The sequence below is a fragment of the Natronospira bacteriovora genome, assembly GCF_030848495.1.
GTDB classification, from domain to species: domain Bacteria; phylum Pseudomonadota; class Gammaproteobacteria; order Natronospirales; family Natronospiraceae; genus Natronospira; species Natronospira bacteriovora.
Window position 1 is genome coordinate 25409 of the sequence record NZ_JAVDDT010000007.1, and the last position, 26827, is coordinate 52235.

The 26827-nt window shown below is 63.8% G+C and carries 22 protein-coding genes; 11 read left to right on the forward strand and 11 right to left on the reverse strand.

Going from position 1 to position 26827, the window contains the following annotated elements:
- Positions 1–29: 29 nt before the first annotated feature.
- The 4 genes from RBH19_RS10580 to RBH19_RS10595 all read right to left on the reverse strand — a co-directional run bounded on the left by RBH19_RS10580 (position 30) and on the right by RBH19_RS10595 (position 5999).
- Positions 30–1088, reverse strand: a complete 1059-nt coding sequence (locus RBH19_RS10580) for a patatin-like phospholipase family protein (RefSeq protein WP_306728826.1) — start codon at positions 1086–1088, stop codon at positions 30–32.
- A gap of 95 nt (positions 1089–1183) precedes the next feature.
- A complete protein-coding gene (locus tag RBH19_RS10585) occupies positions 1184–4204 on the reverse strand; it encodes an efflux RND transporter permease subunit (protein ID WP_306728827.1) in 3021 nt (1006 codons plus the stop codon).
- Entirely contained in the window at positions 4201–5298 is a 1098-nt protein-coding gene (locus tag RBH19_RS10590; protein ID WP_306728828.1) for an efflux RND transporter periplasmic adaptor subunit, read from the reverse strand. Before RBH19_RS10590 ends, RBH19_RS10585 begins: the two co-directional genes overlap by 4 nt.
- 83 nt (positions 5299–5381) lie before the next feature.
- Positions 5382–5999: a TetR/AcrR family transcriptional regulator gene (locus tag RBH19_RS10595; RefSeq protein WP_306728829.1), complete on the reverse strand. Its 618-nt coding sequence runs from the start codon at positions 5997–5999 to the stop codon at positions 5382–5384.
- 141 nt (positions 6000–6140) lie between these two features.
- Between RBH19_RS10595 and RBH19_RS10600 the strand changes: the two genes are divergently transcribed.
- Positions 6141–6683 carry a DUF924 family protein gene (locus RBH19_RS10600; protein ID WP_306728830.1) on the forward strand — a complete coding sequence of 181 codons (543 nt, stop codon included), beginning with the start codon at positions 6141–6143 and terminating at the stop codon, positions 6681–6683.
- On the opposite strand, the gene RBH19_RS10605 is transcribed toward RBH19_RS10600, so the two are convergent.
- Genes RBH19_RS10605 through RBH19_RS13670 form a run of 3 tightly spaced genes read right to left on the reverse strand, consistent with a single transcriptional unit; the run spans position 6680 to position 8560 of the window.
- Complete coding sequence (locus tag RBH19_RS10605; RefSeq protein WP_306728831.1) at positions 6680–7030, reverse strand: P-II family nitrogen regulator; 351 nt, start codon at positions 7028–7030, stop codon at positions 6680–6682. The genes RBH19_RS10600 and RBH19_RS10605 overlap by 4 nt on opposite strands.
- Positions 6996–7826 (reverse strand): DUF1538 domain-containing protein, encoded by an 831-nt coding sequence (locus tag RBH19_RS13665; RefSeq protein ID WP_445353980.1) that lies wholly within the window; start codon positions 7824–7826, stop codon positions 6996–6998. Before RBH19_RS13665 ends, RBH19_RS10605 begins: the two co-directional genes overlap by 35 nt.
- Positions 7826–8560: a DUF1538 family protein gene (locus tag RBH19_RS13670; protein ID WP_445353981.1), complete on the reverse strand. Its 735-nt coding sequence runs from the start codon at positions 8558–8560 to the stop codon at positions 7826–7828. Before RBH19_RS13670 ends, RBH19_RS13665 begins: the two co-directional genes overlap by 1 nt.
- 86 nt (positions 8561–8646) lie before the next feature.
- Here RBH19_RS13670 and RBH19_RS10615 point away from each other — a divergent pair, with 86 nt between their 5' ends.
- Positions 8647–9507 carry a universal stress protein gene (locus tag RBH19_RS10615; RefSeq protein WP_306728832.1) on the forward strand — a complete coding sequence of 287 codons (861 nt, stop codon included), beginning with the start codon at positions 8647–8649 and terminating at the stop codon, positions 9505–9507.
- Here RBH19_RS10615 and RBH19_RS10620 read toward each other — a convergent pair.
- Positions 9504–10403 carry a phosphoribosylaminoimidazolesuccinocarboxamide synthase gene (locus tag RBH19_RS10620; RefSeq protein WP_306728833.1) on the reverse strand — a complete coding sequence of 300 codons (900 nt, stop codon included), beginning with the start codon at positions 10401–10403 and terminating at the stop codon, positions 9504–9506. The genes RBH19_RS10615 and RBH19_RS10620 overlap by 4 nt on opposite strands.
- A gap of 152 nt (positions 10404–10555) precedes the next feature.
- Positions 10556–10684 carry a hypothetical protein gene (locus tag RBH19_RS10625; protein WP_306728834.1) on the reverse strand — a complete coding sequence of 43 codons (129 nt, stop codon included), beginning with the start codon at positions 10682–10684 and terminating at the stop codon, positions 10556–10558.
- Positions 10685–11190: 506 nt separating this feature from the next.
- On the opposite strand from RBH19_RS10625, the gene RBH19_RS10630 reads away from it, so the two are divergent.
- The 5 genes from RBH19_RS10630 to RBH19_RS10650 all read left to right on the forward strand — a co-directional run bounded on the left by RBH19_RS10630 (position 11191) and on the right by RBH19_RS10650 (position 19170).
- Entirely contained in the window at positions 11191–11472 is a 282-nt protein-coding gene (locus RBH19_RS10630) for a type II toxin-antitoxin system RelE/ParE family toxin (protein ID WP_306728835.1), read from the forward strand.
- Positions 11473–11486: 14 nt separating this feature from the next.
- On the forward strand, positions 11487–11801 hold the full coding sequence (locus RBH19_RS10635) for a HigA family addiction module antitoxin (RefSeq protein ID WP_306728836.1): 315 nt from the start codon (positions 11487–11489) through the stop codon (positions 11799–11801).
- A 387-nt stretch (positions 11802–12188) separates the two neighbouring features.
- Entirely contained in the window at positions 12189–17528 is a 5340-nt protein-coding gene (locus RBH19_RS10640) for a S8 family serine peptidase (protein WP_306728837.1), read from the forward strand.
- Positions 17529–17633: 105 nt separating this feature from the next.
- Positions 17634–18044, forward strand: coding sequence for a hypothetical protein (locus tag RBH19_RS10645; protein WP_306728838.1), 411 nt, complete (start codon positions 17634–17636; stop codon positions 18042–18044).
- A 451-nt stretch (positions 18045–18495) separates the two neighbouring features.
- Entirely contained in the window at positions 18496–19170 is a 675-nt protein-coding gene (locus RBH19_RS10650; RefSeq protein WP_306728839.1) for a hypothetical protein, read from the forward strand.
- Positions 19171–19383: 213 nt separating this feature from the next.
- Here the strand turns inward: RBH19_RS10650 and RBH19_RS10655 are convergent, their stop codons facing one another.
- Complete coding sequence (locus RBH19_RS10655) at positions 19384–21840, reverse strand: heavy metal translocating P-type ATPase (protein ID WP_306728840.1); 2457 nt, start codon at positions 21838–21840, stop codon at positions 19384–19386.
- A 104-nt stretch (positions 21841–21944) separates the two neighbouring features.
- Here RBH19_RS10655 and RBH19_RS10660 point away from each other — a divergent pair, with 104 nt between their 5' ends.
- Positions 21945–22874, forward strand: a complete 930-nt coding sequence (locus tag RBH19_RS10660; protein ID WP_306728841.1) for a winged helix-turn-helix domain-containing protein — start codon at positions 21945–21947, stop codon at positions 22872–22874.
- A 57-nt stretch (positions 22875–22931) separates the two neighbouring features.
- Here RBH19_RS10660 and RBH19_RS10665 read toward each other — a convergent pair whose 3' ends face one another.
- Positions 22932–23456 (reverse strand): hypothetical protein, encoded by a 525-nt coding sequence (locus tag RBH19_RS10665; RefSeq protein WP_306728842.1) that lies wholly within the window; start codon positions 23454–23456, stop codon positions 22932–22934.
- A 174-nt stretch (positions 23457–23630) separates the two neighbouring features.
- On the opposite strand from RBH19_RS10665, the gene RBH19_RS10670 reads away from it, so the two are divergent.
- The 3 genes from RBH19_RS10670 (at position 23631) to RBH19_RS10680 (ending at position 26809) form a co-directional block, all read left to right on the forward strand.
- Positions 23631–24020, forward strand: coding sequence for a hypothetical protein (locus RBH19_RS10670; RefSeq protein WP_306728843.1), 390 nt, complete (start codon positions 23631–23633; stop codon positions 24018–24020).
- A 75-nt stretch (positions 24021–24095) separates the two neighbouring features.
- The gene (locus RBH19_RS10675; protein ID WP_306728844.1) at positions 24096–25388 is read left to right on the forward strand and encodes a TolC family protein; all 1293 of its coding nucleotides are present in this window, start codon (positions 24096–24098) and stop codon (positions 25386–25388) included.
- Positions 25385–26809 carry an efflux RND transporter periplasmic adaptor subunit gene (locus RBH19_RS10680; RefSeq protein ID WP_306728845.1) on the forward strand — a complete coding sequence of 475 codons (1425 nt, stop codon included), beginning with the start codon at positions 25385–25387 and terminating at the stop codon, positions 26807–26809. The genes RBH19_RS10675 and RBH19_RS10680 overlap by 4 nt, the downstream gene beginning before the upstream one ends.
- The last annotated feature ends 18 nt before the right edge of the window (positions 26810–26827 follow it).

Below are 26827 nucleotides of genomic sequence, written 5' to 3' on the forward strand. Positions count from 1 at the left end.
CTTGAAGGGCGTATTGCTGTTATGGCCTGTCAGATTTGCCTTACAGAGTCGGTAATTTGATTCGATTCGCTCAGTTCCACAAAGGCCTCGCCCATGCGTTCGGAGGCTTCCACCACCTTCTCCCAGTAGGCGATGCGTTCGGCGTCGCTGAAGCGGTAGAAGTCCTTGCGGTCGGGAATCTTGCCGTGGGGCAGGCTGGCCACCAGTTCATTGGAGGGGGCGATGATGAGTGTGTTGTCGAGACCGTCGAGCTGGTTGCGGCGTTGGGGTTTGCGCTTGTCGAACCAGCCGGGGACGGCGAAGGGATAGAAGTGGGGGAAGAGGCGAATGCCGTCGGCCATGTCCTCGGGCAGGGCCGGGTGGTAATCCGTCAAACCGCCGTCGAGGTAGGTGCCCTGACTCCCGCCGGGAATGTCGTGGACCACTTCCATCACTCCCGGAATGGCGCCACTGGCCAGCAGGGCCGGGCGCAGGTTGTCTGTCATCAGGCGGAAGCGTTCGGTGGGCAGGTCCTGTGGCGTGGCCAGGGTGTGGGCGGCGGCCTCGCTTTCGAACAGGCTGCGATGCACCCAGCGGCCAAGCCGGGCGCGTTCACGACGGTTGGCCAGGGCGGCGGCCAGCAGGCGGCCATACAGGCCGGGCCCGGACAGGCGACGCCCGGGGGCCATGCGATTGGCGATGATGCGAAGCGGCCGCTGCGGGTTGGCCACGGCCTGACCGGGGCCGTCTTCACCCAGGGCCAGGTCCAGCAGCCGTTCACACTCGGCGGAAATGATCGCCGGGGTGGGCCGCTTCGGGTAGCGCTGCTCGTAGATGTAACTGTGCAGGAAGCGCTGGCGGGCCGCCTCGGGTTCGGCCACCGCCTGCATGGCCATGCGCCAGGCGCCGATGGAGGAGCCCGTCAGCGTGATGGGCTGCTCGGCCGCCGCCAGCCATTGGCCGAAGAAGTATTGGTCAAAGCCGGACAGGATCAGCCACTTCGGCCCGCCGGAGGCGGCGGACACCGCCCGCACATGCTGCGGCTTCAGGCCGTGTTCCCTTATGTGGGCCAGGGCCCGCGGCCCGGCTCTCATCTCCAGCACTTGCATGCCTGTACTCCCGTCCCGGCATTCCTGTTCCGTTCAGGCGCCTGATTGTAAACGACCACCCCTTATTAAAAGAGGTCTCGGGTCAGTCGCCGACCTCACGCGGCGGCCGTGTCCCGGAAGGCCAGGCGGTAGAGGGCCGGCACCACTGCCAGGGTCAGCAGGGTGGAGGCCAGCAGGCCGGAAATGATGGCCCAGGCCAGCGGTGGCCACAGGGTGGACTGGGTCAGGGTCAGCGGAAACAGGCCGGCCACGGTCGTGGCGGTGGTCAGCAGGATGGGCCGGGTGCGCCGGCCGACCGCCTCGGTGATGGCCTCGTCCAGACTCTGGCCCTGGCTGCGATTGAGGTTGATGCGGTCCAGCAGCACGATGGCGTTGTTGACCACGATGCCCACCAGGGCCACCACGCCCAGCATGGCGGTGAAGCCGAAGGGCTGGCCGGCCAGCCACAGGCCCGGAATCACACCCACCACCGCCAGGGGCACGGTGATCAGCACCATGCCCATCATGCGGAAGGAATTGAACTGCAGCAGCAGGAAGATGATCAGCAGCAGGCCGCCAATGGGCAGGGTTCGGAACAGTTCCGTGTTGGCATCACTGGCGCCTTCGGCCGCGCCGCCAATGGTGTAGCGGGTGCCCGGGGGCAGTTCCAGGGCCGCCAGCTTCGGTTCAATGCGCCGCAGCACGCTGGCGTAGGTTTCCTCGTCCGCTACCTGGGACAGGACCTGGGTCATGCGCTGCAGGTCCCAGTGCTGGATCACCGCCGGCTGCCAGCGTGTCTCGATGCGGGCCACTTCCGCCAGGGGGATGCCGTCCGGGCCGAGGCCCAGGCCGGCCAGTCCCGAGAGGGGAAAGTTCTCGCCCTCGGGCGAGCGGATGCGCAGGGGCATGGCATCGCGTTCCACCCGCCAGGTGCTGACTTCCAGACCCCGGCTGGCGCTGGTCAGGGCACGCGCCAGGTCGCCGCGATCCAGGCCGTACTCGGCCGCGCGGGCATCATCCATCTCCACGAACAGGCTGCTCAGGCCCTGGCCCAGGGTGTGGCGGGCGTCGCGGCTGCCGGGGTCGTCCCGCACCACGGCCAGTACCTGCTCGGCCGCTTCGCTGAGGCCTGCCGGGTCCTCGCCAAACACCCGGATCTCCACCGGGGCGTCCACCGGCGGCCCCTGGCCCAGACGCCGTGCCACCACCTGGGCCTCGGGTACTTGTTCCCGGGCGGTGGCCCGCACCCAGGGGATCAGTTCCGCCAGGCGATCCACGCTGTCGGCCTGCACCACCAGGCGGGCCAGATGGGGCTGGCTGCTGAGTTCGATCAGGTTGTAGTAGAAGCGCGGGCCGCTGAAGCCGGCGAAGCGGTAGACCGCTTTCACACCAGGCTGCTCCTGGATGGCCGCGGCCAGAGCGGCGGCGGCGTGGTCGGTGTGCTCGAGGTGAGTGCCCTCGGGGAAATGCAGATCCACCACCAGCTGGTCGCGGTCGGTGTTGGGGAAGAAGGTCTTGTCCAGGGCGTCGAAGAAGGCGCTGGCCGTGAAGACCAGGACCGCGGCAATGCCCAGCACCGCCCAGGGTCGGCGCACGGCGAAACGCCCCAGTTGCTGGCCGTAGCGCAGGCTGAGGTCCTCGCGCCGGGCGGGCCTGGGCCGGAGAATGGCGCCGGCGAAGACGGGCGTGACCAGCAGGGCATAGATGAAGCTGATGCCCAGGGTGAGCATGACCATGACCGGGATGGCCCGCGTGAAGTCGGCGGTGTCGCCGGCGGACAGCAGCAGGGGCGTAAAGGCAGCCAGGGTGGTCCCGGTGGCGGCCATCAGGGGCGTGGCCAGTTCCCGCACCGCCCGGGTGATCGACTCGCGCGCGTCCAGGCCCTGATCGCGATGCCACTGGATGTTCTCCGACATCACGATGGCGTTGTCCACCAGCATGCCGAGTGCGATCACCATGCCGGCCACGGCCATCTGGTGCAGCACGCCACCGCCCATGGCGTAGACCGCCAGGGCCGAGAAGGTCACCAGCGGCACCAGCAGGCTGACGGTCAGTCCCAGCCGCAGGCCCATGGTGGCAAACAGGATGGCCGCCACCACGATGATGCCGAGCAGGAGGGAAAAGCCGAGTTCGCTCAGGCGGCGCTCTACCCAGTGGGGCTGGAAGAACAGCTCCTCGATCTCCAGCGGGGCGTAGTCCGCCCGCCGCTCGTCGATGAAGGCGCGCAGGGTGTTGCCGAAGGCCACCACGTTGAGGCGGTTGTCCGGCAGGATGATGCCCAGGCCCACCGCGGGGCGGCCGTTGAGACCGATGCGCTCAGCCACCGGTTCGTCGGGGGCGTGGCGGACGCTGGCCAGCTCGCCGAGGGGAATGAAGGCGCCATCGCGGGTGCGGATGGGCGTGGCCGCCAGTTCGGCCAGGGAGCGGAACTCGCTGGCTGGGTCGAGCACCACCGAGCGGCCGCTGACCCGCAGGTTGCCGCCCGGCAATGTCTGATTGCGGGCGGCCAGCTGCTGGCCCAGGCTGGCGGCGTCCAGGCCGGTCTGGCGCGCCACCGCCTCGTCCCAGCTGATGATGATGCTTTCGCCAGGGTCGCCCAGCAGATCGATGCGGGCGATGTCCTTGAGCTGGAAGAGGTCCCGCTTGAGACGCCGGGCCGCCTCGCGCAGCTCCAGCAGATCGTCACTGCCGCTGACGGCGAGCACGATGCCGTGGGCATCCATCTGGCGGTCGTCCACGGTGGCCGGCCCGGCACCGGCGGGAAACTCCCGCGCCGCCTCGTCCACCGCCACCCGGATGCGATCCCAGACGGCATCGGTGTCATAGACATGTTCCTGCATGGCGATCAGGACATGGGCGAAACCCAGGCGGGCGGTGCCGCGAATCTCGCGAATGTCCGCCACCTGGGCCAGGGATTCCTCCAGGGGATTGAGGATCAGCCGCTCCACCTGTTCCGGATCGGCCCCGGGGTAGGGCACCAGGACATCACCGTAGCGGTAGGGAAAGAAGGGGTCTTCCTGGCGATCCATGTTCAGCCAGGCGAGCAGTCCGATCAGCGCCAGCAGCAGCACCAGGGTCATGATCAGCCGGCGCTGGCCGAGCAGGGCCAGCAGCAGGTTTTCGCCGCGCGTGCTCATGGCAGCACCCGCACCGTGGCGCCGTCATACAGGCGATCCTGTCCGGCCGTCACCACCCGGTCTCCCTCGGACAGGCCCTGCTGCACATCCACCCAGTCGCCGTGCAGACGACCGGGCACGATGGGAACCCACTCCACGGTCACCGCATCGTCGGATGCCTGCAGGCGGTAAACGGCCGGCTGGTGGCCGCCGGCGTCGATCACGGCGGTCAGCGGCACCTGCAGGCTGGGGCGGTGCGGGCGGCCGAAATGCACATGCACCACCTGGCCGGCAGCCAGATCCTGGTCGCTCTCGGGGCGGATGATGGCGGTGGCCATGTGGCGGTCGCCGCGGCTGATTCGCTCCAGCCGGGCCTCGAAATGGCCGCCCTGCAGGGGGCGGCTCAGGCGCAGCGGGGTGTCGTTCTGCAGTTCGCCGGCAAGCGTGGCGGGCAGGCGGATCTCCACTTCCAGGGCCTCCCGCCCGGCCAGGCGCAGCACCGGCTGGCCGGCGGCCAGGAAATCCCCCGGCTCGGCCATTACGCCTGCCACCCAGCCATCGAAGGGGGCACGGAGTTGCAGCTCGGCCAGTTGTTCACGGGCCTCGGCGAGCTGGGCTTCGGCCTGCTTGCGGGACTCCAGGCTGGCGTCCAGACGCGCCTGCAGGCGGTCCACTTCCTCTTCGGAGGTCAGATCACGCTCGCGCAGGGCCCGGGCGCGCTCCAGCGCCAGGCGGTGTTCGCGAATCACGGCATTGAGTTCTTCCACCCGCCCCTGGGCAGCGGCGGCGGCCGGCGCCAGGGCCGGATTGTGCAGGGTGGCGAGCAGCTGGCCGCGCTCGATGGCATCGCCCTCGGCGACGTGCCGCTCGGCCAGGGTGCCGGGATGGAGGAAGGCCGCCTGACTGCGTTCCCGCGCCTGCAACACACCGGGGAAGCGCTGCCAGTCCACCTCCGGCGCCGGGCGCACGGTGGCGGCCCGCACGGCCGGGCGGGCCTCTCTTGCGGTGATGTCTTCCTCGTCGGCCGCGCCGCCCCAGGCCGTCACCAATATCGCACCCACGGCCAGCAGGCCGGTGGTCAGCAAGCCCGAACCCTTCCAACCCATCCCCTGCATGACGTCATCCCCTCGTCTTAGTAAACTGGCCGACCGGTCAGTAATGGCGGCCAGAAAAACGGCGTTCGGCGCCGTTTTCCTTCTTAGTCGTCCCCGCTGCCGCGTGGCCGCAGGCCGTCGAGCAGCAGCTTCATGAAATCATCCAGAAAGGCCTCGTCATCGCCCATGCCCGGCCAGTGCTGATGGTGCGACTTGGCCTCGAACCACTGGGTGCAGGTCATGACGAAGGTGGCCACCACATGGCTCGGGTTCACGTCCTGGCGGAACAGGCCCTTGGCCTGGACCTGGCGAATGCGCTCGGCCCCGAGGGCCACCAGCTCGGTGTCCATCTCCAGGCAGCTTTCATCGCCTTCCAGGTGGGTCCAGGCGAACAGGCGCACCACCCCCGGATTGTCCTTGAGGAAACGGAAATACTCCTCCACCGAGGCCTTGAGCAGGGCCGGGTCCGGATCCTCGGCTTCCTCCAGCATCGCCATCTGGCCGGTGAAGTACTGGGTGAAGGCGGTCTCCTTGACCGTCTGCCACAGCTCCGCCTTGCTGCCGAAGTGATGGTGGATGAGGCTCTTGGTGACATTCGCCGCCCGGGCGATGGCACTCATGGACACCGCCGAGACCCCGTGCTCGATGAACAGCGCGGAGGCCGCCTCGAGGATGGTCTCGCGGGTGCGTTCCGGGTCGCGTGTCTGGGTTTCCGCATTCATGGCCCGCACTCTACAATTAATTGGCCGACCGGTCAATTACCGGGTCGGATCAGGACATGCCTTGGTGCTGGTGCCTGGGCGACCGGTGATCCGCCAAAGATGGCAGAATAAGCATCGATTCTGGTCGTGGAGAGAGGGAATATGGAACAGGCCCGGCAGGTACTCGATTTCTGGTTCGAGGAGATTGAGCCGAAGCAGTGGTGGCAGAAGGATGCCGACTTCGATGCCCAGATTGCCGATCGCTTCGGCGAGTTGCATGCCCGGGCGGCGGCCTGTGAACTGTGGGATTGGCGGGCAACGCCCCGGGGTCGTCTGGCCGAGGTCATTGTGCTGGATCAGTTCTCCCGCAACATCCATCGTGACCGGCCGGAGGCTTTCGCCTGTGATGCCCTGGCGCTGGCCCTGGCCCAGGAAGCCGTGGCCTGCGGTGATGATCTGAAACTCGAGGCCATTGAGCGCAGCTTTCTCTACCTGCCCTACATGCACAGTGAATCAGCCAGGATTCATGAAGAAGCGGTGCGCCTGTATGAGGCCAACGGCCTGCAAGAAAACTACGAATTCGAGCTCAAACACCAGGTGATCATCGACCGCTTCGGCCGCTACCCCCACCGCAATGCCATCCTCGGCCGCGAGTCCACCCCGGAAGAACTGGAATTCCTCAAGCAGCCCGGATCTTCGTTCTAGTCCTTCGGTCCATCCTGCGCCAGCATGGCCTCCAGTTGGCCATCCAGGCCGATGGCATGCTCCACGGCAAGCTGGAAGGCCATGCCCGCGCCGGATTCGGAATCAAAACGCCCGCTTGCATTGATGGCATCCAGCACCCGGCTGGCCAGGTGCTCTTCGGCCAGAAACAGCAGCACATCACACTGGGAGACGAGTTCCAGGCCGAAGAAGGTCTTGTGGCGATGACGCCCCTCACCTCGAGCATTGTTGATGACCGTGCTGCCGGTCGCCCCGGCATCCCGGGCGGCATCCAGCACCTGTTCGGTGAAGTCATCATTCACCAGCGCGATGATCAGTTTCAGATTCATGCTGACGACCTCCATTGTTTTGACGCCGTTCCTGCCATTGGGCGATCTGGGCAAAGGCGAGAACGGAAATGATGGGAAAGACCACGGCAAAGGCGATCATGCCGAAGCCGTCCATCAATGGGCTGCGATCGGGCAGGTTGGTGGCCAGGCCCAGGCCCAGGGCTGCGACGATGGGCACCGTGACGGTGGAAGTGGAGACACCTCCGGAATCATAGGCCAGCGGGATCATGTGTCTGGGGGCGAACAGGGTCTGAATGATTACGATGCAGTAGGCACCCAGGATGAAATAGTGCAGTGAGCCGCCCGTGATGATGCGGAAAGAACCGATGGCAATGCCGATGCCCACGCCCACCGCAATGGCAATGCGCAGGCGATTGGCATTGATGGCGCCACCGGACAATTGATTGGCCTTCATGGCGACGGCAATCACGGCCGGTTCCACCATGACGGCCGCCGCCCCCATGCTGAAGGCAAACAGGTAGACGCCGTAGTAGGCGCTCCAGTGGGCAATGGTCTCGCCTGTGCCCGATTTGCCGGGTACGAAGTCGGCTGCCGTGAGTTGCTCCGCCATGGAACGGCCCAGGGGAAAGAGGGCCTGTTCCAGGCCCATCAGAAAGAACACCAGACCGGCGACCACGAACACGCCGCCCTTGAAGAGGCGCCAGGGGTTGGGCAGGCGGCGGCGCAGTACCAGAAACTGGAAAACGAGAATGACCAGCAGGATGGGGGCCACGTCCCGCAGGGTTTCCAGCAGGGTCAGCTGCAGCACATCGCCGAATGCCGGCAAGCCGTCCATTAGCTGAGTACTCCATAGACCATGACGAAGATCATGGGCGTCAGTGAGGCAAAGGCGATCAGGCCGAAGCCATCAACGGCGGGGTTGCGTCCCCGTATGGCCATGGACAGTCCCACCCCCAGCGCCGTGACCAGGGGAACGGTAATGGTGGAGGTGGTCACCCCGCCGGCATCGTAGGCGATGCCGACAATCTCTTCCGGGGCAAAGCCGGTCATGGCCACCACCAGCACATAGCCGGAGATGATCAGATAATGCAGTGGCCAGCCTTTCAGGATGCGGATCACCCCGAGTACGATGGCAAAGCCAACCGCCAGCCCAACGGTAATCCGCAGTCCCAGTGCCCAGGCCGCCATGCTGGCCGCATCCGAGGCGATGCGGCCTTCCTCGGCGGCCACGGCGGCCGCTTCACCGGCAATGGCAATCAGCGCCGGCTCGGCAATGGTGGTGGCAAAGCCCAGGGAGAAGCCGAACAGCAATAACCAGAACACGCTGCCCTTGCGGGCAAAGGCCTGGGCCATGGATTCACCGATGGGAAAGAGGCCCGTCTCCAGGCCGTGAACGAACAGCGTCAGGCCAAGGATCACGAACAGCATGCCCTGGAGCAGGGCGAGGGCATCCGGCAGGGGCTCACCAATCACGATGAGCTGAAAGAAAGCGACAACAGCAACGATGGGCAGAATATCGCGGCTGCTTTGCAGCAGGCTTCGGGCGATGCCCTGGCGGAAAGCTTTCAAGCGCGGCCCTCCCTGGGTCTGTCCTGCTTGGGTTGTTTAACAGGCACGGCTATAGTCAGACAAAGTCTAGCCAAGGAGGCCACTTCATGCCGACTTTCTCCCGCATTCTGGCGGCCACTGATTTTTCCGAGCCCTCGCTGAACGCGCTTCGCCGTGCAGCGGCCCTGCTCAAGGCCGGGCAGGCCGCCTCCGGGTGTCTGCTGCATGTGACCGAGGCTCGGTTGGTGGAGCGTCTTCGGCAGCTGCTGGCTGAATCACCGGATGTCTCCGAAGCGCTCAGGCAGCGTCTCGATACCCTGGCGGCGGATATTGCCACTGAAAGCGGTGTGACCTTGAGTAGTGAGTTGTTGTCCGGCTCCATTCCCCACGCCCTGGCTGAGGCCATGACGGCGGATGATCTGCTGGTGCTTGGCGCTCAGGGCAGTCACCGCAGTCGGGAGCGGCTGCTGGGAACCACGGCCCAGCGACTGGTCTACCACAGCCCGGGTGCTGCCCTGGTGGTGCGCAAGCCGGCTGACGGGCCCTGGCGGAAGGTACTGGTGGCGACGGACTTCTCCGAGGCGTCACAGCGTGCGCTTGAGCGGGCCATTCAGCTGGCGCCTGATGCCGAAATCGAACTGCTGCATGTCTATGCTTCGAGCTTCGAGCCTAGCATGCACTACGCGGGGGTGGATGAGGGGCTGATTCAGGAATACCGGCAACGGGCCGGCCGCGAGGCCGAGCGCAACATGCGTGATTTTCTGCAGGCCTGCGGGCAGCCGGCCGTTGCCCAGCGACTGGAGGCCGGCTACGCCCCCCACCGACTGAAGGATCGGCTGGGGGAGCAGGGCGTGGATCTGGTGGTGGCGGGCAAGCAGGGGCAGTCCATGGTGCGGGACATGCTGGTGGGCAGTGTCACCATGTCACTGCTGCAGGACGCTGACTGCGACGTGCTGGTGGTCAGCTAGTCACCCCGGGTCAGCAGGCGCTGGGCCTCGCGGTATTTCTCGGCGGTCTTCTCGATGATCTCGGCCGGCAGCTCGGGGCCGGGCGGGGTCTTGTCCCAGTCCAGGGTCTCCAGGTAATCGCGCACGAACTGCTTGTCGAAGCTGGGCGGGCTCATGCCGGGCTGGTACTGGTCCGCCGGCCAGAAGCGGGAGGAATCCGGGGTCAGGGCCTCGTCGATCAGGTGCAGTTTGCCGTTTTCGTCCAGGCCGAACTCGAATTTGGTGTCGGCGATGATCAGGCCACGGCTTTCGGCGTGCTTCACCGCGTAGGTGTAGAGGGCGATACTGGTTTCCCTGACCTCTTGCGCCAGCTTCTCGCCAATCAGCTTCTCCACTTCCTCGAAACTGATGTTCTCGTCGTGGTCGCCCACGGCGGCCTTGGTGGAGGGCGTGAACAGGGGCTGGGGCAGCACATCCGCCTGGCGCAGGCCGGCCGGCAGCTCGATGCCGCAGACGGTGCCGGTCTTCTGGTAATCCTTCCAGCCCGAGCCGATCAGATAGCCGCGCACGATGGCCTCGATGGGCAGGGGCTTGAGGCGGCGCACCACCATGGCCCGGCTGGCCACGGGCTCACGCTCGGCAGCATCGGGCAAAGACTGTTCCAGGCTCATCTCGGCAATGTGATTGGGCACGATGCCTTTGGTGCGCTGGAACCAGAAGTTGGAAATGGCGGTGAGCACCTCGCCCTTGCCGGGGATGGGGTCGGGCAGGATGACATCGAAGGCGGACAGGCGATCGGAGGCCACCACCAGCAGGTGCTGATCATCCACGGCATACAGGTCCCGCACCTTGCCACTGTGGATCTTCTCCAGACTCTGGATATCGGCGGAATACAGTGCCTTGTCAGCGCGGCTCATGGCAGGCCCTCTTGCGGTGATGTTTCCCCGGGAAAGGCGCGTATCTTGGGCCAGCGGCCCGTTTCTGTCCAGTGATTCGGCTGGGCGTGCCCACTCGGCAGCCAATCTTCGTCAGCGCCCGGCCTCCCAGCCGGTGGATGTGCCGCATGCCCCTACCAACTGGCCGGAGGTGTGCGGCTCTGGCTGTCCCCGCTGACGTCGCCCGGGGTGTTGAGGGCATACAGCAGGGAGCCGGTGCGGCCCAGATCCTCCGGTTGTCGAATCCGCTGCTGACCCATCATGGGTAGGGTGCCGCCCCCAGAACCAGCCCCCCGCCGCAATCCCGGCAAAGAACACGGCAATGGTCGACGCGGCGGCCTGGGCCGTAGCCCCGAACAACACGCCCAGCTCCCGCAGCCACAGCACCTGATACACCAGCGCGGCAAAACCTGAAACAAATAGCAGCCCCAGGGCGGCAAGGAACAGAGGGGATTGGCGGCCCATGGAGATCTCGAAAGCATCGGACGGTTGGAGGCGTTACATAGTAACAAACCATGACCGGGGTGGGGGCGTTGGAGGACGGGACCAACGGCAATCCAGTCACAGCGAGGAGCGCAAGCCTCAGCGCGTCAGCGTCCCACCGAACCTGCCGGACCGAGTTCGAGTCGCTACCCGCTTCTTCCTGATCCGACCGTAGCAACGATTACCAGTGGGTGCCTTCCCGCTCCCCGGGCGGTCCATTTAGCTGTTATGCAGTCATCCCTAGGTCTGCTTGACAAGTGTCACGTGATGCATGACGCTATGAATCATGATCAAATCGTTCGCTGATAAACGGACACAAGAGCTGTACTCCAAAGGTAAGTCAAAGAAGTTTCCTGCGGATGTCGCTCCGAGAGCCGCCAGAAAGCTTGAATACGTCAACTTGGCTGAACGGTTGGAAGATTTGAAGGTGCCGCCCGGTAATCGCCTTCACCCGTTATCGGGAAACAGGCAGGGGCAGCATGCAATTTCAATAAACGATCAGTGGCGCATTTGTTTTCGTTTTGAAGATGGCGATGCGTATGAGGTCGAAGTGTGTGACTACCACTGAGTGAGGTGACGACAATGGCCATACTTAATACTGTCGGCATGCAGCGTAAGCCGACTCACCCTGGTGAAATGCTGAGAGAGGATTTTCTGCCCGACTATGGCCTGACCGTTGCGGGATTGGCAGAGTGTCTGGGTGTCTCTCGCCAGTCAGTGAATGAATTACTGCGCGAGCGCCGTGCTGTCAGTCCCGAAATGGCGCTTAGGCTTGCCCGTTTGTTTGGGAACTCTCCGGAGTTCTGGCTGAATGCACAGCGATCTGTTGATCTTTGGAGGGCGGCCCAGTCAGTGAAGAAAGAAGTGAGTCGGATCAAGCCGCTAAATGCTGCATAACCATGCCATGCACCGGATGCCAAAACCTCTGCTCCGCACTGGTTTTGTCACCGGTGATGGCAAGCGTTCTACCCCGCGCCGGACCTCTGATTGACCTTGATTCATGGCAAAGTGCACCAGGCTTCATTGATGGAGCCTGGTGCACCTCTCCTTGTATTCCTTCAGTGAATCCCGCCCCATTGCCTGACTGATAAAGCCGTCCGGCGTTTGCCGAAGAACCGTCCGAAATGAATCGTAGTCGAGTGCGGGGCTTGAGCTCACCGTGCGGGGGTACCCTGTTCGGGGGGTGGTGGCTCTCGGCAAGTGGGCATAGATTCTGGCGGTAAAAGGGCCCTAGTGAGGGCAAGGGAGAATCGTCGTCGTCAGACGACGACCGGGAGGGTAGTCATGTTTGGGCAGCAGTCGTACTGGCGCCGGCGTGTCGCCGGTGTTGTGGTGTGTTTTTCCGTTCTGATCTTGCCGCAGGCCATTGTGGCTCAGACCGAGGGCTTAGAAACCGCGCCGGAAAGCGGACGCTACATCGTCTACCTCGACGAGGCCCCGGTGGTTCATTATCGCGGCGGAATACCCGGCCTGCCGGCCACGAGCCCCCAGGCGACCGGCGATGCCCGCCTTCAGGCCGCCCGCCCGGCGGTCATCCAGTACAGCGACTTTCTCGCCCAGCGACAGACTGAGCTTGTCGGCACCATCGAACGGCAACTGGGCCGCAAGGTGCCGGTGGTGCAGGCATTCCGGCTCGCCACCAATGGTTTCTCCCTTGAGATCTCACCGCAAGAGGCCGCCAGGGTCGCGACCTTGTCCGGCGTCAAGCGCATCGAGCCGGTGGAATTGCTGGAACTGATGACCGATGCCGGACCGGCCTGGATATCCGCCGACACCATCTGGAGTGACAGCGGCGAGCATCAGTTCAAGGGGGAAGGCGTGGTGGTGGGGGTGTTGGACACCGGCATCAACCCCGATCATCCCTCCTTTGCTGAAACCGACCCCAGTGACGGCTACCAGCACATCAACCCCCTGGGCAGTGGCAACTATCTGGGGGTCTGTGATCCCTCAAGCTATGGTCAGCCCTATGACCCGTCAGCGGGCTGCAATGACAAGCTGATCGGCATTTACGACTACACCGGCGACGGCAATACGGATGACAACGGCCATGGCAGTCATGTGGCGGCTACCGTGGCGGGGAATCATGTCGAGCTTGATCTGTCACCGGCCTATGTGCTTGATGAGCCTTTGATCGCACCACCGGGATCTGGTGTCGCGCCCCGGGCCAATATTGTCGCCTACCGGATTTGTGACGAAGGTGGTAGCTGCGCCAGTGACAGTATGCTCAGGGCCGTGGACGATATCCTGCAGGCGGGCGTGGTGGATGTGGTCAACTTCTCCATTGGCCGCCCCGGCGGTGGTCGAGACCCCTGGAGCGCCGAACCCTTTAACGGATTCCTCGGTCTCCATGCTGCCGGCGTACTTGTCATTGCCTCCGCCGGCAATAGCAGCAACCCGGGAACGGTTGGCAATTTTGCCCCATGGATCGGAACGATTGCGGCCAGTACTCACAACAGACAACTGCGTGCCGAAACGACCCTGACCACAAGCGGTGGCAACGCTGCCGCCCCCGGCGAGATCGATGCCATGGGGCTGACGTTCGGGACCGAGTCCGCGCAGATCGTGTCCGGTCGCCATTTGAGCAACGTTAACCCCACCTGCACGAATCCCTCGCAATCACAGGTGCAGGGCAGGATCGTGGTTTGCCAGTTGCAGTTTTTGTTTTCGGGGCCAAGCTGGGTGACTGCCTCCGAGGAGCTGGCCAGTCGCGGGGCGGTGGGCATGATCGTCCATAACACCGATTCCTCCTATTACGAGGATGCCGACGGCAATCCCACCCTGTTCAATGTGCGCGGCGCCCTGCCGACCATCCATGTGCTGGAAGAAGACGGCGAAGCCCTGCATGACTGGATTGAAGAAGGGGGTGTCACGGTCGCCAGTTTTGGTGGCGCGAATATGGTTCGTGAGCTGGATGATGCCGCCGGCGATATTCTCGCCGGCTTCAGTTCCCAGGGCCCGGCGGTGGCGCCTTTTGATGTGCTGATCGGGCCCAACCTTACCGCGCCGGGTGTGAATATCCTTGCCGCAAGACACAGCACGGACGACACCGTGGCCAACGAGAACATGGTGATCAGTGGCACCTCCATGTCCTCACCCCATGTGGCGGGCGCCGCGGCGCTCCTGCGCGGTCTCAATCCCGACTGGACACCCTCCGAGGTTCTCTCCGCCCTGATGCTGACCGCCGAGGCCGACGGCCACCTGTCCGATGACCAGGTCAGCCAGGCGACCCCGTTCCAGATTGGCAGCGGGCGGGTGAATCTGGAGAAGGCGGCACAAAGCGGCCTGGTGCTTGACGAGACGTCGGAGCGCTTTGCAAGTGCCGACGGTATCGGCGACGGGCTGAGTTTGCCCGAGCTCAACCTGGCCAGTCTGGGCCAGACCGGCTGCTTTATGACTTGCCGATGGACCCGAACCCTTCGTGCCACCCGCGACGGTCAGTGGCAGGCCAGTGTCTCGGCTGACAGCGGTGTGACGGTAGAGGTTGAACCGGCATCCTTTACCCTGGCGGCGGGTGAGACCCAGACCATCACGGTCACGGCAAGCGGTTCCCTTGGCGTTGATGATTGGGCCTTTGGCGAGCTGCTGCTCGTGGATAGCAGCGGCAACGCCGCGGACGCCCGCCTGCCTATCGCGGTCCGAAACATCAGGGGGCCGGTCAGCCGGGCGGTCGGCTGGGTCAATTCCGGACTCGAGGCACCGTGGGGGATGACCACCCTGCCTGACGGGCGCGCCTGGGTGTCCGACCCCGACGATCTTGGCGGCGACGGGGCGGTTCATGAGCTGAACCCCGGCAGCTTCAGCTTTACCGGCGAGACCGTGAGCAATGACTGGGCCGTCACGGCTCGTGGCAGCACCTTCGCCGACATCACGGGCACCGCCTGGCAGCTGGATCGCGATGGCGACAATTGCCTTCATGCCTGGACCCCCGATGGCGCCACCGGCGACACCCTTTGCCCCGACTGGCCGGCCCCGGTTCAGGCAGTGACGTATGACTTTGATGCGCAGACATTCTGGGCCGGCGCGGAAACCGGTGAGCTGATCCAGTTTGACCTTGAGGGTGAGGTACTGGACATCATCGAAACCGACTACCTGATTACCGGCCTGGCCATGCTCCCAAATCAACGCGTCCTGGCCCTGGGTGAGATGGTGGAAGGTAGCGACCTGGCAGTCCTCGACCTGCGCGCCGAGGCGCGCCCCGAGGATGCCTGGTACCTCATCCATATCATGGGGCCGCCGGCATTCAATCCGGGTGCCCATGGTGACCTGACCCTGCTTTGTGATGGCCGCCTGCTCACCAGCAATATTGAACAGGGCCACATTTATTGGGTGCACCCCGGCGTGGATGCCACGGCCTGCGGCGATACCTACATGGATCTGGACGACTACTGGATTCCCTCAGCCCGCCCGGCACAGGCGCGAGAGCTGCATTTCCGTGTGCCAGGAGATACCCGGGTCAGCGGCCTGGAGTGGGATATTCATTACGACGCCAGTGAGAATGACAACAGGACCTACTATCTGCGCATGCAGATCGTGTCGCCGACGGGTGAGAGCATTATCGCCGGATCGTACACGCCGAATCTGTTTTCGAGCGGTTCCTGGGCAGGGCCTGTGGACCACAACTTTGATTGGTCCATCTGGTCGGCTATCAGTACGGATGCGCGCGCCATCACCGACTTCAATGGCCAGCAAGCGGGCGGGTACTGGACGGTTCGACTCTGGCACGCCCGGTCCGGGGATGAGCACATGGGGCAGTTGCTCGAGAACAGCCACATCCAGCTAAACCTGGTCAGCGATGCGCCCTTGATCGAGCCGGGTGGCGGTGCCTTTGTGGATTCCGAGCTGCCATTGGAGGTCCGACTCTCCAGTGGCCCGCCGGACCGCTTTATTCGTTACAGCCTGGACGGCAGTGATCCGGAGGACAGCATCTCGGTAATCCAGAGCCGCGAGACCATCACCGTGGACGCTGACACCGAACTGAGAGCCATTGCGGAATCCGCGGAATTCGGCACGTCCCACGAGTCCGGGGCCGTATTCCAGTTCTTCCCGGCGGTGGGCATCGTGGACCAGGACGGCAGTCCCATGGACGATCCGGTGATCGCTGCCGGGCAAAGCCTTGATTTCGATGTAAGCGGGGGCAGTGGCGACATCGCCCTTGAGCTCTTGCCCAATAGCGTCTCCGGCGTGGAAGCGGATCTGAGCTTTGATGCCGGCAGTGGCACAGTCACCATCCCGGAAACCGGCGCCTTCGCCGGTGATTACCAGCTCCTGGTCATCGACGAGAATACCGGCAGCGCCGAATGGGTCACCATCACCGTGCCCCTGGGCACGCAAAGCGAGCTGACCCATCTCATTCCCGAGCAAAGCAGTGCCTTCTCGGTCCACGGCGCGACACCGGGCTATGGTTTCAGCTTCCAGGTCATGCAGGATGACATGCCTTCCTCCCTGGCCAGTCTGGACCCCGACCAGGCCATTGCCGAGGGTGATGAAGGGGCGGCCAACCCCGCTGTTTCCAACGTGACCCTGGCCACACCGGATGCCATACAGAACTTCGACGTTTTGGTGACCCCGGAGGACGGCAGCTACGATGCCGTCAGCCACGAGTGGCTGGCGGACCCCGGCCGCCACTACAGCGGCTGGGTGGAAGACGCCCTCGGCAGCCGACTGCAAGCCGCCACCGTACGGGCCGACAATCTGCTCGGCGAGGACGAAAGCGTCTATACCGCCAGCAGCGACCCGGACGGCGTGTTCAGCCTGCGCACACCCAGCCCCCTGCAAGCCACCGAGCACAACCTGACGGCCCTTAAGCAGGGCTATCTGACGCGCGGCATTGCGGGTGCGGACTGTGCCGGTGCCGACCCCACCTGCACGGTGGTCATGGAAGCGGCCTCCGCCAAGATCCATGGCAGCCTCGAGGGACTACAAGCCGGTGACCGGGTCGAGTTCATGCTGCTGCATGAGGAGGGCGGGATAGTCACGGAGCTCGGCCCCCATGTCTTCCACGCCGAGGAAGATGCCGCCCTGAGCTACCGCCTGCCGGCCGATTACAGCCGCATCTATCAGGCGATCCTCGCCACCGCCGTGGGCTACGAAGATCACCTGGAAGACCGTGGCGGCCAGGGTTTCGGTTTCACTGCCCCCGGCGATGAAATCGAGCAGGTGGATTTCACCATGAACCCCACCACCCCGGCCCTGCTTTCAGTGGATGCACAGGCCGCTGATGACGGCAGCCTGGATTTGAGCGTCATGCTTGAGCCCATGGCCCGCGATGGATCGGTCCACCTGGAGTGGGGCTATCTGCCCGACAGCCTGGACCAGAGCACCGAGCCGCAGGCCTACAGCGGCGAGGACAGCATATTTGAGGCAGAATGGACCCTGAGCGATCTCGCCTGTGGCGGCGCGCTTCATTACCGAGCCGTTGCGAGCAACGACCGGGGTATGACCGCCACATCAGAGACCACTCAAACCGCCCTGGCGGCCTGTGCAAGCCCCTTCGGCAGTGGCTCGGGCTGCAGCCTCGGACAGGGCAGCCAGCGCCCGGACCCCCTCTGGCTGTTCCTCGTGCTCCTTCTGCTGGCCCACCAGCGCCAGCGCCAACGGCCAACAAAGCGGAACGAAACAGGATAAGCCCCAGTGATAAGCAAGGCTGAGATAAACAGGACTGAAATCAAAGCCCACAAAGGCCTTCGATCTCACCCGCCGCGGCCGGCCCCCAACGGGCCGGCCCGCGCATTGGCCATCATCGCCCTGGCTTTTCTCGCCGCCTGCTTCCCACGACCCGCCGAGGAAACCTTCCACAGCCACATCCGCAGCGGCAACTACCACGAGGCCTACCAAATGGTCGACCTGGACGCCGTAGGCCGGGAGGGCCAGACCTACTCATTCCTGGCCACATTCGACCTGGTCAACATTCATGTCCACGGCCGCGAAGTGGACAAGCTCCACTGCCGCAGCGTCCATGACGCCCACCCCAATTCCTACTCCTACAGCGTCCGCCTGTGCGCGATATTGATCCAGTATCTGGACCAGGGAGAGGTCGACCAGAAACGCATCGACGCCATGGCAGAAGTAATCGAAGACAACTACCGCCGCCTGCGTTTTCTCATCGACGCGGCCGAAGACCTCAACCGCCGAAAGCCCTAGGCGCGGCTAGTCTGCCGCTCATGGGCCGAAAAAAACGGCGTTCCGTCCCCAAGTCGCTCCTCTGAAGCTGGCAGATTCCTGCCCTGTTCTCAGCGCTCGGATATTACCGACTCCGCCTCAGCCACTGGAAAGCTCCCCCTCTGTCACCTACGCTAAGACCCATAGCCAAGGAGCAGGCCCCGCCATGCCCGTATTTTCCATAAGCCAATCGCATCCCGCCGCGCCCGCGACAGACCGGTGCGAGCGCTGTGTGTTATTGAGCGCGCAAAATATAGACGGCGGTATAACACCGTGTCTTTCTGCCCGTCAGGTCAATAAGCAATTGAAATTGCGCGGGATTCATCAAACGAAGAACGTTGGCTGGCGCGGTGTTATAACGCCGGCAAATCATCGCAATAAAAACGCCAGCGGTCCATTCTGCTGTTAAACGGATGAAGCGAGTCGACATCCAATGAGTCATGACCTTCTAATTAAATTTGGCGCCGAAAAGTACATGCAGAGGTTTCTTGAGCAAGGAGAGCTCTACATGAATACGCTCGCATCGTACCGTGGTAACGAACACGATTCGGAGCGGCACGATCCAAATGAAGGGCTAGAGCGCATCTTGCAGATGAAAGGCGCGAAGATCACCAGAAAGTGCTCTGATGCAGGAAGAGGCGAGGAGATTGCAAGGCTCACCGGTGGAGTTGGGCGGATAAAGAACAGCAATCTCGACAAGATCAACGTCTACTGCATGTTTCACTTCGTTATTCCATTTGATGAAAATGTCCCATTGGGCGAAGTAGTGGATGAGCGGGTTTGGAGAGGATTTGGGGATACGGCAGTTATTATCGGAGACGCAGCGGATTTTGTGTCCCGCGTAAAGGATGAAGCTCATCGTCGTGGGTTAAGTCATTGGCGTAGTAGTGTTGAGTACGTGGATATGAACAAAAGGCATGATGAAGTGGGCCCGTTTGTGAAAGACCTAGCTTACTCTCACCAGCATGAGCTACGCATCGCGGTATTTGATGAGGCCACCAATCCCGGCCCGCTTAGTTTATCCCTCGGGAGCATTGCTGATATTGCATGCCTTGTTCCTGCCAGCGACGTGGGGAGGATAACAGTCCAATCATGTGCCAATACCTAAAACCGTTTAACAAAGCCATGCAGCCGACGCTTGTTCCTCGCGCGGCTGATGGCGGGCGTTGAAATATGACATTCCCCTGTGTGTTTCGCGCCCTCTGGACGATACCATATTCTGAATTCTGCTTCTCCGCGTCTCAGCGCCTCTGCGCGAGGCAATAATTCCCTCTTTTGAATTCCTTTGCACCTTAGCGTCTTTGTGCGAGGCCGCTTTTTCTCAAACAGCAAACCGCCGCAACCTCAAAGCATTACTCAACACACAGATACTGGACGCCGCCATGGCCAGGGCCGCGAACATGGGTGAGAGCAGCAGACCCATGACGGGATAGAGCACACCGGCCGCAACCGGGATCAGTGCGGAGTTATAGGCAAAGGCCCAGAACAGATTCTGTCGAATATTCCTCAGCGTTGCCCGGGACAGGCGGATGGCGCGGTGCACACCGGCCAGCTCTTCCCCCATCAGCACCACATCCGCACTTTCGATGGCCACATCCGTGCCACTGCCGATGGCGATGCCGACATCGGCCTGGGCCAGGGCGGGGGCGTCGTTGATGCCGTCGCCGACGAAGGCGATCTTTTTTCCTTCCTTCTGTAGGGCCTCGACGGCGTCGACCTTGCCGTCCGGGCGGACTTCGGCCAGGACGCGGTCGATGCCGACTTCTTTTGCCACGGCATTGGCGGTGCGCTGGTTGTCGCCGGTGATCATGACGGTTTCCAGGCCGAGGTCATGCAGGCGGCGGATGGTGTCGGCGGTGTCGGCTTTGATGGGGTCGGCCACGGCCAGGACGGCGGCGAGTTGGCCGTCGATCAGGGCGAAGATGGGGGTCTTGCCCTGGTCGGCGAGCGTATCCACGCGGGATTGGATGGCGGAGAGGTCGATCTTCTCGTCCTTCATCAGGCCCGGGCCACCGATGGTGACGGTCTTGCCGTTCACGGTGGCGGTGACGCCTCGGCCGGTGTGGCTGTCGAAGTTCTCTGCCTTGGGCAGGGTCAGATTCTTGTCCTCGGCGGCGGCGACGATGGCGCGGGCAATGGGGTGTTCGGAATGATCTTCCACGGCCGCGACCAGGGCCAGGGTTTCTTTCTCGTCGAACCCCTCGATCATTTCCATGTCGGTCAGAGCCGGGCCACCTTCGGTGAGGGTGCCGGTCTTGTCGAAGGCGACCACATCCACATTGCGCAGGAGCTGCAGGGCTTCGCCCTGGCGGAAGAGGGTGCCCATTTCCGCGCCGCGGCCGGTGCCCACCATGATGGAGGTGGGGGTGGCCAGGCCCATGGCGCAGGGGCAGGCGATGATGAGTACGGCCACGGCATTGACCAGTGCCAGGCTGAGCGCGGGTTGCGGGCCGATGAAGTACCAGACCAGGAAGGTCAGCAGAGCGACGGCAATCACAATGGGGACAAAGACAGCCGTGACCCGATCCACCAGGGCCTGGATGGGCAGTTTGGCGCTCTGGGCCCGTTCCACCATGCGGATGATCTGGGCCAGGACGGTATCGCCGCCCACGCGGGTGGCGCGAAAACGCAGACTGCCGCTGTCGTTGATGGTGCCGCCCACCACTTCGTCTCCGGCGGTCTTTTTCACGGGCACGGGTTCGCCGGTGACCATGGATACGTCCACGTGGGATTGGCCGTCGATGACTTCGCCGTCCACCGGGATGCGCTCGCCGGGGCGGACCTGGATTTCATCACCGGGCTGGACCTGTTCGATGGGCAGCTCCAGGGTTTCGCCATCTCGTATGACGCGGGCGGTCTTGGCCTGGAGTTTCATCAGGCGGCGGATGGCCTCGCTGGTGCGGCCCTTGGCGATGGCTTCCATGAAGCGCCCGGCGAGGATCAGGGTGATGATCACCGCCGAGGCCTCGAAGTACACATGGGCGGTGCCCTCGGGGAGGATGCCCGGCAGGAAGGTGGCGACGACGGAATAGGACCAGGCCGCCGTGGTGCCCAGCATCACCAGGGAGTTCATGTCCGGCGCGCCGCGCAGCAGGGTGGGAAAGCCCTGCTTGTAGAAGCGCAGGCCGGGGCCGAACTGCACGATGCTGGCCAGCACGAAGAAAAGGTAATAGATGTTCTGCTGGCCGAAGGTCTCGTGCAGCCAGTGGTGGAAGGGCGGGATGAAATGCCCGCCCATGTCCAGGATGAAGATGGGCAGGGTCAGGGCGGCGGCCAGGATCAGGCTGCGCTTGAGCTTGCCTCGCTGGGCCTCCCGCTCGGCCTCGGCGGCATCGCCGTCCCCTTCATTGCGTCGGTGAGCGGTATAGCCTACAGAGGCGACGGCTTGTTCCAGGGCGCCCTCGGCCACGGCCCCGCGCAACAGGCGCACATGGGCGGATTCGGCGGCCAGGTTGACGTTGGCCTCCAGCACGCCCGGCACCTGCATCAAGGCCTTTTCCACCTTGCCCACGCAGGAGGCGCAGTGCATGCCCTCGATGGCCAGTTCCAGTTCATCTTCAATGGCCGGGTAGCCGGCCTTTCGCAGCGCCCCCAGCAGCCCGGGAAGCGATTCGGCGATCTCCCGGGTGGAGACTTCCGCCGATTCCGTGGCCAGATTCACGCTGACCGACTCCACGCCTGGCACGGCCGCCATGGCCTGCTCGGCGCGGCGCACGCAGCCGGCACAGCTCAGTCCCTGCAGCTGGAAGCGAAGTGTGGATTCGGCGCTGTGGAACATGCGAAGGCCTCGTCGTTTCGAAAGGGTGGAGGGGCATTATGACGGCAGGGTGAATCTGCGTGCTAATCTTCCCCCTTCAAGGGGCGCAGGGGTTCGGAAGTGACATGAGTCAGGCGGTGAAGTTCGGGGAGTTTGTCTACGAGGCCGACAGCGGGCGGCTGACAGGGCCGTCCGGTGAGCAGAATCTGCGCCCCCAGGTGGCCCGTCTGCTGGATTATCTGCTTCGGCATCCCGGTGAGATCATCGGCCGGGAGGGCCTGGCTCGCGAGGTTTGGGGTGAAGATCGGGTGGTGGCTTTCGATACCGGTCTCTCGGCCCTGCTCAAGGAACTGCGTGCCGCCCTGGGTGACCGCGCGGATGAGCCGCATTACCTGGAGACCATTCCCCGCCGCGGGGTGCGCTGGCTGGTGACACCGGAATCAGGCAGCGATTCGACATCTGGCGAGACAGGCGGCAAAGCGAACGGGCGGCAGGGCGCGCTCATTCTGATCGCGGCCGCCGTCATGCTGGCCGGTTTCGTCGGCCTGTTGCTGGTGGCCGAAATGAGCCCCGATGACCCCCTGCCCGACATGCCGGCCCAGCCTGCCGTTCCCCGGGTGGCGGTTCTGCCCTTTCTTTCCATCGCCGATGACGATCGTGAGCAGCGTGCTTCCCTGTTGCTGGCCGACAGCACCATTGCTGCTCTGGCCGCCGTGGTTGCCCCGCCCCAGTTGGGAGAGGACGAATCGCCGCCCATGGCCGTGATCGGGCGCACCTCCATCAGCGGTTATCCGGAGGGTGAGGCACTGTTGCCGGCCCTGGCCCGCGACCTGGGCGTGGATCTGGTGGTGGAGGGGAGTTTCCGCGAGGAGGGTGACTACTGGCTGGTCACGGTCAGTGCCGTGCGGGCGGACGCCCAGACCATTCTTCTTTCTCGCAGCTTCCTGGTGAGCGAACTCTCGTCACGGGCCGTGCGCGAGCATCTGCAGGGTTTTGCCATTGAACTGGCAATGGCCATCGAGCGTTGCGGCGAGGATTGCCTGAGTCCGCGGTGAAAGAAAGGCCCATCCATGATCATGGGGTGATCTTGGACGGGCCAGGCCAGTGCTTTTTTACAGGGAGACGCCTTCTTCCTCCTCCTCTTCCTCATCTTCCTTCAGCGGATAACGGGTTTCACCGTTGCCATCCTCCACTTTCCACAGTACCAGGCGCCAGGCCTGGCGGCGCGAACTTTCCTTGTCGTGCACGTGCAGGGCACCAATGTGATAGTTGTAGCCTTCCTCGATCACCACCTCCAGCGGTTCGATGGGATCACGGTGCCCCGGTGGGCGGGTGCGGCTGCCGCCGGGAATGGCCCGCAACAGCGGACTGGCGAAGACGGCGGCTTCGATGCGGTACTCGCCCGGTTTCAGCCACAGCACGCTGCGGGAGCCGGTGACACGCTGGCCATTGATGTAGGTGAAACGCACCGGGTAGATGTCCTGTGTTACCCGGGTAATGTCACCCACGATCTTGCCATGGGGCTGTCGCGGCGAGGTGGTGTAATCACTCAGATTGCCGCCGGCCAGCACCGGTGCCGGCAGGATGAGGGCGCAGGCCGCGAGGCCAAGCAGGGTGGTTTTCATTGTGGTTTTCATGCTGATCCCTCCTTTATTGAAGATCGGCGCCCTGGATGATGGTGGAGGGGAGCGGCCGTCGCCATGTGAGGCGTCTGAAATTTGTCTGAAATCGCCCTGAAAGCCACCGGGGTAGCGCGTTTCACCACCGGGCCGCCGGCTCTGCTAGAATTGCCTTAGCCGTGGAGGAAGTGCATGCAACCGGTGGATACCCGACGACAACTGGCCGCGATGATGCTGAGCCTGCTGGCCCTGGTGGCCTTCAGCGGCTCGGTGCTGGCTGATTGCGTCGACGCTCTGAGTGAGCCGTCCGTCGGGGATTGCCATGAAGCGGCCATGGTGGATTGCCCCCACCACCATGCGGGCGAGGCCTGCATGGAGGCGGCCGATTGCCATGGTGGCGAGGAGGCGCTGATTCCGGGGGAGCGCAAGCAGGATCGTGACGCCCAGCCGGATCTGCTCCCCCTGTTGCCGGCCACCGGGCCACCCCCAACCCCGGTGCGGATCTCCGAACACCCCCGAAGTCCCTCTTATCGACTTTCTCAGCAGCAGTGCTATCTCGCCTGCTGCCGTTTCCTGGAATAAACCTCTCGCCCGTACCGACTACCGCCGGTGCTGACCGGCGTGCGTGTGTTTGTGTTTGCGAGAGGGATGGCTCCCATGAAAGTTCGATGCCTTGATGCCCTGGTGCCGCTGGTACTGGCGGTGATGCTGTTGTCGGGTTCGGCCTGGGCCACGGCCCGTGACGATAGCCCTGAAGTGCCCGATCAAACCCTGAACCTGTCGCTGGCCGAACGGCTGGCCCTGGCGCGGGATGCCGGCCTGTCCGAGCTGGCCCAGCGGGGCGAGGCGGCGCGCGACAGCGCGGTGGCCGCCGGAGCCCTGCCGGATCCCCAGCTCAACCTGGGGCTGTCCAATCTGCCGGTGGACAGCTTCGACCTGGAAGACGACATGATGGCCATGTTGATGGTTGGCGTCCGCCAGAGTTTTCCGGCCGGCCAGAGCCGGCAGCTCTCCCGCGAACAGGGGGAGCTGGCGGGGCGTCGTTTCGATGCCGAGTACCAGGCCCGGGAGCGGGAAGTGAAGCGCCAGCTGCGTCTTGCCTGGACCGGCTGGGCTTACGCCGAGCGCCAGCTCGCGCTGGCGCGGGAGGAGGCCGAGAGCTTCGAGGAACTGGTCAATATCACCCGCAGCCGTTATCGCAGCGGCCTGGGCAGCCAGCGGGATCTTTCCCGGGCCAGCCTGGAGCTGGCCGCCGTGGAAGAGCGCATCCTGAGCCTGGAGACCGACCGGGATATGGCTCGGGCGGAATTGCAGCGATGGACCGGGCGGTTGCCTGCGGACATCCGGCCCGGCGAAGGTCAGCTGCCCGCGATTGCCTCACTCAACCGCCTGAGCGAGCGGCTTGTCGATCACCCGCTGCTGGAAGCCGCCCGTCACCAGATTGAGGTGGCGGACAAGGGTGTGGAGATTGCCCGCCAGGGCTATCGCCCGTCCTGGATGCTGGAGGCCTCTTATGGCTACCGGCAGGCGCGGGAGATGGATGGCAGCCGGGCCAGTGACAGTGTCTCGATGATGGTGGGGCTGAGCCTGCCCCTGTTCACGGGTGATCGTCAGGACCGGGAACTGTCGGCGGCGCGTGCCGACGCCCGTGCCGATCACTATCGCCGCATGGATCGCCTGCATGAAATGCAGGGCCAACTGGAACGGGAATATGCCCGCTATCAGCGTCGCCTGGAACTGGAGAGCCTGTTCGAGGAACGACTGCTGGCGGAGGCCGGGCAATACCTGGAACTGGAATTTTCTGCCTACCGGGCCGACCGCGGCGATTTTCGCGATCTGATTCGTGCCCGCGTGGATGAACTGGATTACCGACTGCGATTGCTGCAGGTGCAGCAGCAACTGGCCGAGAGCCGGATTGAGCTGAACTACCTGGCTGGAGATGAATCATGAAGGCAACAACGATCTGGCGCTCCCTCGTCACGATGATGACCGTGCTGGCCCTGGTGCTGGTGGTCGCCTGTGGTGACAACAATGGGCACGATGATCATGACCACCACGACCATGATCACCATCAGCATGAGAACGACCACGACCACGACCACGGTGACGGGGAGAAGTGGTACTGCCCCATGCACCCGGAAGTCACTGACGATGAACCGGGCCGCTGCCCGATCTGTGGCATGGACCTGGTGACGGACGAGGATGATGATCATGCCCATCATGGTCATGATCACCATCACCAAGACGACAATCACGATCACGATCACGATCACGAGAACGGCGATGAGCTGTGGACCTGCCCCATGCATCCCCAGGTTGAACGGGATGAACCCGGTCGCTGCCCCATCTGCGGCATGGACCTGGTTCAGCGCGATGCCCATGACCTGGATCATGATCAGGTTCATGTGCCGGCCGGTATCCAGCAGACCATCAACGTGCGCACCACTTCGGCCGACCGCGGGCGCCTGATGCGCCATGTCGAGACAGTGGGCCGGGTGAGCTACGACGAAAGCCGCCTAAAGCACATCCATCCCCGCGTTGAAGGCTGGATTCAGGCACTGGACGTGAAGGCCGAAGGTGACCGGGTGGAAGCCGGTCAGCGTCTGTTCACCTTGTATTCTCCGGAACTGGTCAATGCCCAGGAGGAATTCCTTCAGGCACTGCGCCGGGGCGAAACCGAGGTGATCAATGCCGCCCGCTCCCGCCTGCGGGCCCTGGACGTCCAGTCATCCGTGATTGACACCATCGAGCGGTCCCGCGAGGTCAAGCAGTACCTGCCCTGGTACGCGCCCCATGATGCCTATGTCACGGCGCTGGGTGTGCGTTACGGCATGTATGTTTCTCCGGGCCTGGAGATCATGGAGCTGGCCGATCTTTCCAGCGTCTGGGTCATTGCCGATGTCTTTGAATCCCAGGCCAGCTGGGTTGAAGTGGGTCAGCACGCCATGATCGGCCTGCCGTTCAGCCCCGGTGAGCAGGCCCACTCGGACATCAGTCATGTCTATCCGGTATTGGATGAGCGTACTCGCTCCCTGCGGGTTCGCCTGCCGGTAGATAACGGTAATCGGCATTTGCGCCCCGGCATGTGGACGGCCGTGTCCATTCACGCCGCACCGTCGGATGAAGGCGTGATCATTCCTCTGGAAGCCCTTATCCGGACGGGCCGTGCCAATCGGGTGGTGATTCGCGAGGACGGGGAGCACTTCCGTGTCCGCGAGGTGACCCCCGGCATGGTCAGTGGCGATCGGGTGATGATCCGCGATGGTATCGAGGCGGGCGATGAAGTGGTGGTGTCCGGTCACTTCCTGATTGACTCGGAAGCCAGCATCCGCGGCGGGCACGCCCGCATTGAGGATCATGCCAATCATTGATGGGCATGATCCGTGAAC